Below are 13,739 nucleotides of genomic sequence, written 5' to 3' on the forward strand. Positions count from 1 at the left end.
CGACTTCTCCTACGAAATGTGGTCAATTGGAAGTTATTCGCCCAGCGAAGATATCCCCCAGTGGTATCGCCCAGGCTTGAACGACAAGGAATTCATGATGGCATCGACGACGACTCCCCTCACGCAGCTCAACGCCTGGAAAAGCTTGGCTGATCACTTCTCAGTAATTCAGTCGACACACCTTCGTACGCTATTCGCAGAAGATGCTCAGCGAGGAAAACGGCTGACAGCGGAAGGGGGTGACCTGTTCTTTGACTACTCGAAGAACCGCGTCACCGACGAAACGCTGAAGCTACTGATTCAGCTCGCCGAAGAGTCTCAGCTGCGCGAGCGAATCGATGCCATGTTCAGTGGCGAGAAGATCAACATCACCGAAGATCGCGCCGTCCTGCATACGGCTCTTCGTGCCCCTAAGGACAAGACGATCATCGTCGACGGTGAGAACGTCGTTCCCGCCGTGCACGAGGTTCTCGACCGAATGTCGACTTTCTCGGATCGCGTCCGTAACGGCGACTGGAAGGGGCACTCCGGTAAACGCATCGTCAATGTGGTCAACATTGGTATTGGCGGTTCTGACCTGGGCCCCGTGATGGCATACGAAGCATTGAAGCACTTCAGCCAGCGCGATATGACGTTCCGCTTTGTTTCCAATGTCGACGGAACCGATTTCGCGGAAGCGGTTCAAGATCTCGACCCTGCCGAGACCTTGTTCATCGTCGCCTCCAAGACGTTCACTACGCTGGAAACGATGACCAATGCCAACACGGCCCGTGACTGGCTGTTGGCCGCGTTTGATGGAGACGCTTCGTCGGTGGCCAAACACTTCGTCGCCGTTTCGACCAATGCCGATAAGGTTTCGGCTTTCGGGATCGACACGGCCAACATGTTTGGTTTCTGGGACTGGGTCGGCGGTCGTTATTCGATGGATTCGGCGATCGGCCTCTCGACCATGTTGGCCATCGGTCCCGACAACTTCAAGGCGATGCTCGATGGGTTCCACCAAATGGACGAGCACTTTCGCACTGCTCCTTTCGAGAAGAACATTCCCGTTCTGATGGCGTTGCTGTCGATCTGGTACAGCAATTTCTTCGGTTCGGAATCGATTGCCGTCCTTCCTTACGAGCAGTACTTGAAGCGGTTCCCGGCCTATCTCCAGCAACTCACCATGGAGAGCAACGGCAAGTACATCACGCTAAGCGGCAACCGCGTTGACTACACAACCGGCACCATCTACTTCGGCGAGCCTGGCACCAACGGCCAGCACTCGTTCTATCAACTGATCCACCAAGGGACGGAGTTGATCCCCTGCGATTTCATCGCCTTCGGCAAATCGCTCAATCCCCTGGGACGGCACCATGACATGTTGATCGCCAACGTCCTGGCCCAGTCAGAAGCGTTAGCGTTCGGTAAGACCGAGGCTCAGGTGAAAGAGGAAGGAACGCCTGACTGGCTGGTACCGCATCGTGTATTCGAAGGGAATCGTCCGTCCAACACGATCTTCGCCGATGAGCTTTCCCCGTCGGTCTTGGGGCAACTGGTTGCGTTGTATGAACACTGCGTATTTGCCCAGGGTAGCATCTGGCAGATCAATTCGTTCGATCAATGGGGCGTTGAACTAGGTAAACAGCTCGCCCAGAGAATCATTCCCGAACTGGAAAGCAGCGAGACGCCCGATCTTCAGCATGACAGTTCGACCAACAACCTCATCCGCCGTTATCGCGCCATAAAGGAGAAATGATGTCCATCATCAGTGTCACCAGCGAGGAGTTCCTGAAGTTCCAGACCACCCCCGGCTTTGTCGCCGCGCTCGATCAAAGCGGCGGCAGCACGCCCAAAGCACTTCGTCTCTACGGCATCAAAGAAGATGCCTGGTCCAACGATGAAGAGATGTTCGAACTGGTGCATCAAATGCGGACACGCATCATCACCAGCCCCAGTTTCAACGGCAATCGAATTCTCGCCGCGATCCTTTTCGAGAACACGATGGATCGCGAGATCGAAGGGGTGCCAACGGCTTATTATCTTTGGGATGTGAAAAAGATCGTACCGATCCTTAAGGTCGACAAGGGCTTGGCCCCCGAGGACAAAGGGGTCCAACTGATGAAGCCGATACCGCAACTGGACGAACTGCTGACGCGGGCCAAAAAGAATGGCATCTTCGGCACGAAGATGCGCTCGGTCATCAAATTGGCCAACCCCATCGGCATCAAAGAGGTGGTCGATCAGCAGTTCGAGGTTGCGGAAAAGATCATCGCAGCCGGCTTGGTTCCGATTATCGAGCCTGAGATCGATATCCACAGCCCGGAGAAAGCCCAAGCGGAAGCCCTGCTGAAAGAATGCCTTGCCAGCCATTTGGGGCATCTTCCCGACCATAAGTACGTGATGCTGAAACTCACGCTGCCTGAGGAAGATGATTTCTACCGAGCTTTTGTCGAACATCCTCAGGTATTGAAAGTCGTCGCCCTGTCCGGCGGTTACACACGTGAAGAGGCCAACGAGCGTCTGAGACGCAATCACGGTGTCGTGGCGAGCTTTTCTCGAGCTCTCACCGAAGGGCTGACCGCCCAGCAAACCCCGGAAGAGTTCGACGCCATGTTGGATCGATCGATCCAAAGCATTTACGACGCATCGATCACCTAAAAAAGCCGAACAGCAGTACCCATTGGCCGATCCTACACCTGTGTGATCGGCCGTAAAATTGGGCGGAGTAGTTTTTTGCATCCACTCTTAAGCATTTACACGAAGGAACTTAGCAGACAAGCGGCGAAATCCGTCAGCGATGATCATTTTTTCCGGCAGAGCCCCTTGCAAGCTTGTCCGAGGCTGGTATCCTTAAAAAGTACTGAGATTCAATATCAATATCTGCCGCCAGCCTCTTTTGCCAGCGTCCAGGCACACCAACACACAATCACGTAGACCAAGTACGCGATTTGTAGTTTCTTAAGGATGCTGTTTTCGCTTTCACTTTCTCGATCGTTTGGCGGCCATGCGTGCCCTAATCAACCGTATAACCGCGGCTAAGCGGTCATCACTAACGAGCATTCGCCAGGTATCCTTCATGAAATACGTGCCCATTTATAGCTTTGCTTTCCTCCTCTGGATAACTCCGCTCGTCGTCCTGCTTGTCGGCGAGTCTATTGCCGAGGAATTTCGGCCGATCGCTTGGCCCTCTTTCCAGAACGGCGGACATCTGTCGGTAGCCGGCGAACCACTTCCAACGCGCTGGTCCGCCGACGAGAACATCGCCTGGAAAGCAGAGATTCCCGGCTACGGGCAATCGACCCCGATTGTGACTGGCAGCCAGATTATCGTGACATCGACCAGTGGTCCCAATAAAGAGAACTATCACCTGGTCGCCTATTCGCTGGAAAAAGGGGAAAAGCTCTGGCAACAGGATTTCAAAAATCCCAGCCCCGTCGAGAACACCACGTACGTCAGCCGCGCTGCCCCGACCCCCATCGCGGATGACGCAGGCTACATTGCCTACTACGAAGGGGGACTGGTGGTCGCCGTTTCGCATGATGGAAGTATTCGCTGGAAACGCGACTTGGTTAAAGCATACGGTCCGATCAGTTCGCGACATGGTCTGTCTTCCTCGCTGGAACAACAAAATGACCTCGTCTTTGTTTGGGTGGAACGATCGGAAGAGCCTTACCTGGCTGCTCTCAACAAATCGACCGGAGAAACCGTCTGGAAAGTCGAGGGACTCGGCACGACGTCGTGGAGTACGCCGCGCCTGGTTCCAGTCGGCAATACCGCGCACCTGGTATGCAGCGCTAGTGGCAAGATTGCCGGGTTCGATCCAGAAAGCGGCGAGCGATTGTGGCAATTCGACCAGATCGCGAACAACACGACCTGCACTCCCATTCCACTGGGTGATGGTCGATTTCTGATCGGCGCCTCGGAGGGACGCGGCGAAGCGGCCGCGCAAACCGATGGCACATCGAACGGCGTGATCCAGATTGCCAAGCAAGATGACGGCACCTACTCGGCAGATTTCGCCTGGCAGGCCGCGAAAGCAAAATCGAGCTTTGGCAGCCCTATCGTGGCTGACGGAACCGCTTGGTTTATCAACCGCAGCGGAGTTCTGTTTGGCGTCAATCAGGAAACCGGCAAGCAAACCACCACAGCCCGGCTGGCTGCCGGAGGTGTTTGGGCGACGCCACTTCAGCAAGGCAAGTGGCTGTACATCTTCGGCTCGAATGGGACCACTTCGATCTTCGATATGACCTCCGGCGAGACAATCGCGGAGAACTCGTTATGGGCGACCTTGGAAGGCGCCGACGGAGAAGAGTCGTCGTCAGAGATCATTTACTCCGCGGTTCCCGTTTCCCCTTACTTGATTCTTCGTACAGGTAGCACCTTGTACGCCATCCAAGAGAAACCATCCAGCTAACGAAATCGCACCCACCAGCGAGTTCACCTTCCCCTAAGGTAGGTCCATGAAACTATTGAAGACCCTCGTTACATTATGCCTTATGGCCGTGGCGACACCAGCCTACGCTCACTTTCCCTGGGTAATCATCAATGAAGAAGGGAATGTGCAGTATTTCTTCGGCGAAAACCCCGCCGATCGCACCTACAAGTTACCAGGCTCCATCGCCAAATCGGAAGTGGAACTGGTTACCGCCAAGGGCACCAAAGAAAAGTTGGAACTGAACGCAGTCGAAAAAGACGACTTCGTGGGGCGCACCACCAGCAAGCCCGTCGACAAAGCTTCGCTGCTTCAATCAAAGGTTACCTTCGGCATCTATCACGGCTCGCGACTTGACTACTACACCGTTCACCACGGCGGCAAGTTGCCTGCCTCGCGAGAAGACGCCCAAAAGCATTCCACCGATCTCGAACTGAAGGCCGACCTTGTCGACGCCGAGCATGGCGTCGATGCTTACATCACTTGGAAAGGCCAGCCGCTGACCGACGCCGACGTTCTGCTTTTCTGCGAAGAAGGACACCAGGAAGCTTCCAAAAAAACTGACAGCAAAGGCAAAGTCTCTTTCACCGACAAAGAAGTGGAAGACGGCCTCAACGGCATCATGGTCGGGCACACCGTGAAGGATGAAAACGGCTCGCTGAATGACAAGAAATACGAATCAGCATCCCACTACCTGACCGTAACGTTTAAGGATCCGCAAGACTTCGAGAAGTAGTGTTTTCCCTCACTCTTGGCTCTGTGGCATTCATTTCCTATCCATTCCAATGAAAAATCAACCGATGCGAACCCATCTTACCTATCTGTGCATTGCTTTGGGCGCCGCCATGGCGATTCCAAGCTACGCCATCGAAGCCGAAACGCAAACGACCGCCAAGACATCGGAGCCGACGGCTGCCAGTCTTCGTCAGGCTGCTCACGATAGTCGCGAAGTCTGGCACAACTTCCCCGGCTTCACGGCCAACATTGTGGTTTCCGAAGATTCGCAGCGATTCGAGGGAACGATTCGCGTCGAGAAGGACTTCGAGTATGTCCTCAACATCCCAGAAGAAGGCCAGAAGACTTGGCTGAAGTCGAAACTACGCTCGGTCATCTCGCATCGTGAGCCACATGCGTCTCCCGAACGGTACGACGTCTCGTTCCAAGACGAAGACGCCCCACATGTTGCCGGCCGCCTGATTGCCGAGAACGACGGATCCGGGATTTTCCGGATTCAGGATGGTCAAATCAAGGAAGTCATCCGCCGCAACGAGTCTTCCTGGTTCGAGATCACCACGCTTGAGAACTTCACGACCCCGGCCGGCAAAGTACTGCCGCAAACCACGTCGGTCACCTTCCGAGATCCTGACACCGGCAACATCGAGTCGAATCTAAGCAACAACTTTGCTTGGAAGAAAGTCGGAAACTATTACCTGCCCGATCACTGCTACACCGTGAAGACAGGCGAGAAGGGTGAGCGTTCTGTTCGCAAGCTCGAGTTCTCGGCTCACCAGTTGCATTTGGGCGAGCCAAGTGTGGTCAAACTGCACAAGCCGCTACCGGAATCGTTGACTAGTTTCGGGGCGGCCGTCATGGGTGACTATCTGTATGTCTTTAGCGGACATGATGGGGATGCCCATGGCTTCGGCAAAGACGTTTTGGCCGATCATTTCCGTCGGATCAAGTTCGATGATCCCAATGCCCAGTGGGAAGAACTTGCCAAGCAGGAGCCTGCCCAAAGTACCGCCCTGGTCACCGATGACACTTACATTTACCGGATCGGTGGGCTCACCTTCCTGAACAGGGGAGACGAAGAGACCAACTTCAAATCGACAACGCATTTCACGCGGTACGATGCCGAGAAAAACGAGTGGACCGACCTGGCTCCGCTGCCCAAACCTCGTTCGTCGTTGGATGCAGCCGTGCTGGGGCGGCACATTTATGTTGCTGGCGGTTGGGATCTGCAAGGCGAGTCATCCAGCGATGCTCCCTGGCACGACGATATTTTGCGGTTTGATCTCGATCATCCCGAAAAGGGATGGGAGTCTCTTCCAGGGCCCGGCTACCTGACCCGAGCCGTTTCGGTTGCCGCCCATGATGGAAAGCTGTACCTCTTCGGCGGCATTCAGAAGAAGGGGATTACCCGTAGAGTCTCCGTCTTCGATCCCAAATCCGAGAGTTGGTCGACAGCGCCTGAGCTGAAGGCCGACAGCAGCGCCGCTGGCTTCGCGACCAGTTCATTCGCGACTGGAGGTCATCTGTACGTCACGGGTAGTTCTGGCATCCTCTATCGCCTGAGCGACGACGGTACCGACTGGGAAGTCGAAACGCGACTCATGTACCCACGCATGTTTTTGCGACTTCTGCCGGTCACCGAAAATCGCCTTCTGGCAGTGGGTGGAACGTCCATGCTGGGAGGTCGGCTGGCAGCGATCGAATCGGTTCCGGTTCAAACAAAATCGTCTGGTCCGAATGTTGTCCATTGGTCGGTACCGTTCGACGGCAAAGCCAAGCAAAGCCAAACGTTGGTCCTCGATGGCACGAATCTGTACGCCCTGGGGGGGAACTCCAGCCGGAAGCCGCATGACTTTACCAAGGAAACGATCCTCAAGGAAGCGTTCGTTTACGATATCGCCAACCAAACTGGCGAACGTCTGCCCGATATGCCGCATGCCCTGCAAAGTGGCACCGCGGTTCGTCATGCTCAAACGAGCGAACACAAGCATCTGCTTGTTTTGGGTGGCCTCGGCATGCCAGGCCGGGAGTTTGGTTCGCTCTCCCAGGTGCTCTCATTCAATCCTGAGAGCCAAGCCTGGACGACCGTCAGTTCGACGCTGCCAACGCCGCGAGGGATGCTCGATGCCATCAGCTACGATGACGCCGTTTGGTGTTTCGGCGGTAGCGAAGCTGGAAAAAGCCGCGGTTTGAACGCGAATGTCTTGCATTGGTGGGGTGACGAGACCACCATCGCTCCTCTTCCTGAAGTCACCCTGCCTCACCCACGACGATCTTTTGGTGGTGCCCAGATCGGGGATGAATACTTCATGGTAGGCGGCCTGGGGGAAGGGAACATCGTCGAGACGGTCGATGTTTTCCATTTGAGAGATCGCGTTTGGCGAACGATTGCCCCACCGCATAAGCACCGTGTGTTTCCCAGTCTGGCCAGCGATGGCAAGCGGCTGTACTTATTCGGAGGATTCTCGAATACCAATGGGCACTTCTCGCCGGAACCCTCGCTGGAGGTTTACGATCCAGCGGCAAACCGCTGGACAGTGCTCGCAGAGGAACTGCCTGGTATCGATAGCTCGATGGCAATGTTCAATTTTGGAGGTCGTCTGCTATTCTACGGTATCGACCGAGGAAAAGACGGTCAGGCCAATTTCGTCTTGTTTGATCCCAACCCTCGCGAACCTCCCGCCGAGGCGGAAGGTTTAAACTTCTCAGTCCGTCGTCGAGGTAGCGACGCCGAGGCCAACGCCAAGACGATGATGCGAAAGGATACCAATAAGGACGGCAAACTTTCGGCCGATGAGTTGGGAGATCGTCTCGGTTCGCTCATCGAGTCAGGCGATGAAAACAAGGACGGACTGCTGACGCAGGAAGAGTTGATCGCGACCTTGAAGAAGCAAGAAGAGCAAGCGAAATCAAATGAGGACAAGGACGAAGCATAGGCTCTATCATCTGTTGCCCTGTATCAATGGTTATTACACGCGGTTTTTCGAAACCCTTTGAATAGCAAACGCATGAAACTCCGAATCTGGAACCTTGTCTTTCTGGCGCTGCTGGCCACCACGGCAGTGCCTCTGATGGCTGACGACTTTCACTTTCACCATGAACATGTGCTCGGGACGTCTTTGCACCTGGCCATTTCATGCGAGGACAAAGCGAGGGCCTCCATCATTGAGCGAAGCGTCCTTCAGGAAATTGATCGACTCGACGGCGTGCTCAGCCGCTGGGACGACCAAAGCGAGTTCATGGCCTGGCAAGCTGGCCATACGACCTTAGTCTCTGAAGATCTCGCCACCGTTCTACAGCGTGCGGACTATTGGCGAAACGCCACCCGCCATGCGTTCGACGTTCGCGCGGAAGCCATATCTAGCATGTGGAGGGACGCTGCTAAGAATGGCCATGCTCCCACCGACACGCAGCGACGACAACTCGCCGCTAAGCTAGAAGCCGCTCCCTACGCATGCACCAGTGACGGATCAATCGGGCGAGGTGACGACCTGGTCGTCAGTTTGGACGGCCTCGCCAAAGGCTACATTCTGGATCGAGTGTGTGATCTCGTGCAGCGAGAATATCCTGAGACACGTGATTTTCTCATCAACATCGGCGGTGACCTGCGAAAACTGGGAGACCAGCCGCTAGAGATTGCGATCGAGAATCCTCGCGATGCCTCGGAGGGCGTTCAACCACTACAAACGTTTGTCGTCGCTCAGCCGATCGCGATAGCGACCAGTGGAAGTTACCGCCGCTATCAGACCCTTGGCGATCGCCGGGTGTCGCATATTCTCGATCCCCGAACCTGCTTGCCGGCCGAACTTACTCAATCGGTTACGGTCGTCAGCACTTTGGCGATTGATGCCGATGCCCTGGCCACTTCGGTGAGTGTTCTGGGGCCGGTGGATGGGCTCGCTTTAATTGAAAGCCTGGAGGACACCGAGTGCTGCCTCGTCACCGCCTCGGGAAAACTCGTGACCTCCAGCGGATGGCCGCTCGGCACTGGAGAAGCAAACTCGCTCAAGCTCGTTGCCAACGAGGACGCGCCGAAAGCCGAACACGGTCTGTTCGTCGACTTCACAATTCAGCGAGCCGAAGGGGGGCGATATCGCCGTCCGTATGTTGCCATGTGGTTGGAAGACGCTGAAGGTTTTCCGGTCAAAACGGAAATTCTCTGGATGCAAACGGAGCAGCCTGGCCCTCGATGGCATCGCGATTTGACGCGTTGGTATCGCAATGACCGCCTCCGCAAAACGGTCGAGAACATCGATCTGATTGACACCATTTCCGGGGTAACGCGTGGCCCAGGCGAATACAAAGCTCACTTCGACGGAACCGACAATCTCGACCTGCCGCTGGCCGCCGGCAAATATACTCTGTGCCTGGAAGTCGCACGCGAACATGGAACATATCAGATCATTCGCGAGACCTTCGAGTGGGGCGATAAGCCGATCGCCGAGAAGAAGCTGAAAGGGAACGTGGAAGTCGGATCGATGTCATATCGCTTCGTTCCCCTGGCAGCCACGGACAAAGAGGCCCCATGAGGTCGGATGAACAGACGCCTCGCCGTCGTCGGTCATGGTATGCCGCTAGTGCCAAGCTAACGCGTTGGCTACATACCTATTTGTCGATGATTAGTTTCGCGACGCTGCTCTTCTTCTCCGCCACAGGACTCACCCTGAACCATCCAACTTGGTTCGGGGCAGACGAGGTCGTTATTCGCGAGTATGAAGGCTCGTTCCCAACTTCCGAGTTGGCCGATGAAGTGGATAAGCTATCGATTGCTGAGCACCTTCGCGCCACGCATCATCTCCAAGGGAAAGTTGCCGAGTTTGAGGTCTCGGACTTCGATTGCATGGTAACTTTCAAGAGTCCCGGTTATGTCGCAGACGTGTTCATCGACCGCGAGACCGGCAAGTATACGGTCAGTGAGGCATCCAGCGGGGCAATCGCCATCATGAATGACCTCCATAAGGGCCGCGATTCCGGCCCAGAGTGGTCGTGGGTGATCGACGTCTCGGCGATTCTTATGGTGTTGGTTTCCGTGACAGGTCTCGTCCTTTTGTTGTTCCTAAAGCGTCAACGCAACGCGGGGCTGATCGTGACCGTGGCGGGCACCATCCTTTTGGTCGTTGCCTGGCTGCTCTGGGTTCCGTAGGGATTTACTCGCGAAATCCATGTGAAAAACACCATATAACCAATCGCGGCCCCCTGACTGACACTTTGGGGGTCATTTCTTACCCACGGATTTTCACCTTGAAATTGGTTTGCATCGGTCGATTGATGCAACGTAAAATCGGGGGAGCCTAATTCATTAAGGTCTTACTGGAGCGGAAGTTTCGCAAATCACGGTAGTAAGTTCCCCAGTTGGCGAAACGCCTGGATGGATCTCTGCGTAACCATCTGTGGTCTTTTATTGACACCTTATTGGGGGATTTTTGGCAACAGCTGCGCAACCGTTTCGATAACTTCGACAGATTATCGGAATAGCGGGATGCTAATTTCAGCGATTCAGGGATGTGCTTGAGTCGAGCGATTGCAACGCGTCCCATGCCGATGAGCCGCTGCCTGGGCCTGATTAGGTTCGGAGCCACCAAGCGTGAACTTCCCAGCGGAGGCGATGATTTGATTCGGATTGAAGTGAAGAAGGGCCCGATGCAAGGTCGGGTCTATGAGTTTGAAGGACACGATATTTTCCTCTTCGGGCGCGACGAGCAGCATTGTCACGCTTCGATCCAGGAAGATCCGTTCGTCTCGCGTCATCATTTCTTGCTTGAGGTCAATCCGCCCCTCTCTCGGCTTCGTGACTTGGGAAGCCGTAACGGCACGTTTGTCAACGGAAAGAAACATGGTGGCCGTGTGACGTTTGCCAGCCTTGAGAATGAAGGCAAAGTCGGCGGTTCATCGGTCGACCTGACTAACGGCGACGTCATCACAGCTGGCAAGACCGTCTTCCAGGTCTTTGTCGAAGAAAAGAAAGCCATAACGGCGACATGTGTCTTCGATAAGTTCGTGGAGGAAGACTCGCAGGAAGTTTCCTCGGGTGGTGATATTCGTCGCACCATTACCGAACTGCCACCTCCCAGTCCTTCGTCGGCGGTTGGCCGGCAAACGATGCACGAATTACCGCCGTCGATGCCCGGCAATGCGGGGCGACAAACGATCAACGAATTGCCTCAACCGGCCCCCGGATCGAATGTCGGCAGGCAGACGATCAACGAGATGCCGCCACCGGCCGACATTTCACAGGTCGCCGGACGAGCCACGATGGTCGAAGGCGCAAATGCTCCGAATGGTGCATTTGGCAGTCGGATCGGTCATAGCGATCATGCCTACGAAGCCCCTGAACGCCAGCCAGGCGAGTTCCCCATTCTGGATGGTTTCGAGTTCAAAGAATTTCTGGGCGCGGGTGGCTTGGGCGAGGTCTACCTTGCTCGGCGAACGATCGACGACAGCCCCGTGACCGTCAAGTTCTTGAGATCTCGCATCAACGTAAGCCATGATGCACGTGACGCCTTCTTGAAGAGCATGCAAGTCAGCGGTCGACTTCGTCATCGCAATATCGTGCAGTCCTTCGGGACTGGCAGCATTGGCAACGAATTCTACGTCATCAACGAGTACTGCGACGGCGGGCCACTCGCCAAATTGTTTCGTCAGAAAAAGACGAACGTGCAGCCCAAACACATTGCCGTTTCGCTCTACTTGCTGCTAGACGGCCTGGCATTCGCTCACGAAAAGGGGCTCGTGCATCGCGATCTGAAGCCTTCTAACTTGCTGGCTGCCAAACGCAACAAACGCTGGATTCCCAAGATTGCTGATTTCGGTCTGACCAAAGACTTTGAAAAGGCAGGCTTTTCCGGAATGACGGCGACCGGCACCTACACCGGTAGTTTCCCTTACATGCCGCGCGAGCAATTGACCGACTACAAGTACGTGAACCCTGCCAGCGACGTCTTCAGTATGGGCGCCAGTTTTTATCGCATCATCACCGGCCGATACCCTCGTGGTGACGAGAAAGGCAGCGATCCATTGGCGCTGATCCTCAGCGGCGAAGTTCAGCCGCTGCGAAAGCGCTACCCTGGCTTTCACCCTGGTCTGGCCGATGTGCTCGACACGTCGCTGCAGACGGAATGCTGTGAACGTTTCCCCAATGCTCGTGAAATGCAAAACGCGCTTCGAGTGGTTATGAAAAAGGAAGGATGGTTGTAGAGCGGATGGGATCGAAGAAGGTGTGGATCGTTGGTGCTCGCGATACCTGCGACATCGTCATCGATGAGCCTACGGTATCCGGCGAACATTGCCGTCTGGAATTCGATGACGGTCGAGTGTTCATCGAGGACCTCCAGTCCACCAACGGCACATTTATCAACGGCGAACGGATCTACAAGAAGAAACAGATTCATCCCGACGCACTGGTGACCCTGGGGCGAAACGTCACCATGCCCATGCCCTCGCAGCTTTCCGGTCCGAAGCCTCCGCCGGAATTGCCCAAGGAAAGTGCTTCGGCCGCAGGTAGTGCGGAAGAAGCGCCCTTCCCCGCACATTTGATGATCGCCGGTGGCGTTGGCGTCACGATACTTCTTTTGATCATCCTGTTCGCTATCATGGCTTGGAGCGGCGGCTCTAAGGAAAGCCCGCCGGTCGCCGACAACCAGGAAGACGTCGGCTTGACCGATCCGAGCCCCGGCAAGAACAATCCTCCCAGCAACGATCCCACGCCACAGCCACCCAAGAATAATCCCCCGGAACCAACGCCAAAGCCTCAAGAGACCGTCGCGCAGCACTCTCCCGAAGAGGCAATCTACGTGCTGGCGGTTGCCGATGAGAATCTTGAACAGCCGTATCGCATAGGAACGGGGCTCGCGATTGGTCCCCACACGATTCTTACAACGGGGACCGCCAAGACGATTTCTGAACTTGCCCGGCAAAGGTTTCCTGAATTGATGCTGCTCGGCCCCAAAAAGCTGACGATCACTCAGTTTGTTCCGCATCCCACGTATGTGGCGGCGATGAAGGAAGGAGACGGGGCTGAGGCCAGGTTTCATAACATCTACTCACAGATCGACATGAACGACATCAGTGGCGATCTAAAGAAAACGCTTGAGGATGCTTATCGCCATTTCATGGTGATCGCGGAGAAACCTCATCACTACGACGTGGCCGTCATTCATGTGCAAGAGACACTTCCTTACTGGCTGCCAATGGCCGATACCGCAACGCTGCCGCCACTTTCCAAGTTGACCCTTGTAGGGCATGGCTTTGATCGAGTCGCGCCATTTATTCCGCCCAATAGCGAATTGCCGATCGACGAGAAGACCGTACGCATTCAAAGTTCGGTGGGCGAAGCCGGCGCAGAAGAGAATGCCCGGCTGCTGATTGCCAAGTTTGATTCGCTTACCCCTACCGCTCACCTTGAAACGAACTGGAATGGATCCGCTCTGCTGAATTCTCAAGGAGAACTCGTTGCCATCTACTCGCGTCTCACACCGGAAATGACCTTGGGTTCTCCCCCCACGGGTCAAACGTTCGACGCGACCGTGATTCCCGACGTGATGCCGTTTATCCGCCGGTTTTCAAAAAACTAATCGTGTTTAGAGCAGAGGAATAT

At 55.2% G+C, this 13,739-nt stretch carries 9 protein-coding genes; all 9 read left to right on the top strand.

Going from position 1 to position 13,739, the window contains the following annotated elements:
• Positions 1-16: 16 nt before the first annotated feature.
• The 9 genes from pgi (at position 17) to Pan97_RS16425 (ending at position 13,716) form a co-directional block, all read left to right on the top strand.
• Entirely contained in the window at positions 17-1,738 is a 1,722-nt protein-coding gene (pgi, locus tag Pan97_RS16385; protein WP_241676314.1) for a glucose-6-phosphate isomerase, read from the top strand.
• Positions 1,735-2,640, top strand: coding sequence for a fructose bisphosphate aldolase (locus Pan97_RS16390; protein WP_241676315.1), 906 nt, complete (start codon positions 1,735-1,737; stop codon positions 2,638-2,640). The genes pgi and Pan97_RS16390 overlap by 4 nt, the downstream gene beginning before the upstream one ends.
• A 418-nt stretch (positions 2,641-3,058) precedes the next feature.
• A complete protein-coding gene (locus Pan97_RS16395; RefSeq protein WP_144974372.1) occupies positions 3,059-4,396 on the top strand; it encodes an outer membrane protein assembly factor BamB family protein in 1,338 nt (445 codons plus the stop codon).
• Between the two features lie 46 nt (positions 4,397-4,442).
• Entirely contained in the window at positions 4,443-5,150 is a 708-nt protein-coding gene (locus Pan97_RS16400; protein ID WP_144974374.1) for a hypothetical protein, read from the top strand.
• 64 nt (positions 5,151-5,214) lie between these two features.
• Positions 5,215-8,082, top strand: a complete 2,868-nt coding sequence (locus Pan97_RS16405) for a DUF3386 family protein (protein ID WP_165698803.1) — start codon at positions 5,215-5,217, stop codon at positions 8,080-8,082.
• 72 nt (positions 8,083-8,154) lie between these two features.
• Entirely contained in the window at positions 8,155-9,675 is a 1,521-nt protein-coding gene (locus Pan97_RS16410; protein WP_144974378.1) for a DUF2271 domain-containing protein, read from the top strand.
• Positions 9,672-10,289, top strand: a complete 618-nt coding sequence (locus Pan97_RS16415) for a PepSY-associated TM helix domain-containing protein (RefSeq protein WP_144974380.1) — start codon at positions 9,672-9,674, stop codon at positions 10,287-10,289. The genes Pan97_RS16410 and Pan97_RS16415 overlap by 4 nt, the downstream gene beginning before the upstream one ends.
• Positions 10,290-10,654: 365 nt before the next feature.
• The gene (locus Pan97_RS16420) at positions 10,655-12,340 is read left to right on the top strand and encodes an FHA domain-containing serine/threonine-protein kinase (protein WP_165698804.1); all 1,686 of its coding nucleotides are present in this window, start codon (positions 10,655-10,657) and stop codon (positions 12,338-12,340) included.
• A gap of 5 nt (positions 12,341-12,345) precedes the next feature.
• A complete protein-coding gene (locus Pan97_RS16425) occupies positions 12,346-13,716 on the top strand; it encodes an FHA domain-containing protein (protein WP_165698805.1) in 1,371 nt (456 codons plus the stop codon).
• Positions 13,717-13,739: the final 23 nt, after the last annotated feature.

Source organism: Bremerella volcania, assembly GCF_007748115.1.
Classification (GTDB): Bacteria; Planctomycetota; Planctomycetia; order Pirellulales; family Pirellulaceae; genus Bremerella; species Bremerella volcania.

Coding starts and splice junctions, on each gene's coding strand:
- pgi (WP_241676314.1), top strand. CDS start 17: ATGTGGTCAATTGGAAGTTATTCGCCCAGCGAAGATATCCCCCAGTGG.
- Pan97_RS16390 (WP_241676315.1), top strand. CDS start 1,735: ATGATGTCCATCATCAGTGTCACCAGCGAGGAGTTCCTGAAGTTCCAG.
- Pan97_RS16395 (WP_144974372.1), top strand. CDS start 3,059: ATGAAATACGTGCCCATTTATAGCTTTGCTTTCCTCCTCTGGATAACT.
- Pan97_RS16400 (WP_144974374.1), top strand. CDS start 4,443: ATGAAACTATTGAAGACCCTCGTTACATTATGCCTTATGGCCGTGGCG.
- Pan97_RS16405 (WP_165698803.1), top strand. CDS start 5,215: ATGCGAACCCATCTTACCTATCTGTGCATTGCTTTGGGCGCCGCCATG.
- Pan97_RS16410 (WP_144974378.1), top strand. CDS start 8,155: ATGAAACTCCGAATCTGGAACCTTGTCTTTCTGGCGCTGCTGGCCACC.
- Pan97_RS16415 (WP_144974380.1), top strand. CDS start 9,672: ATGAGGTCGGATGAACAGACGCCTCGCCGTCGTCGGTCATGGTATGCC.
- Pan97_RS16425 (WP_165698805.1), top strand. CDS start 12,346: ATGGGATCGAAGAAGGTGTGGATCGTTGGTGCTCGCGATACCTGCGAC.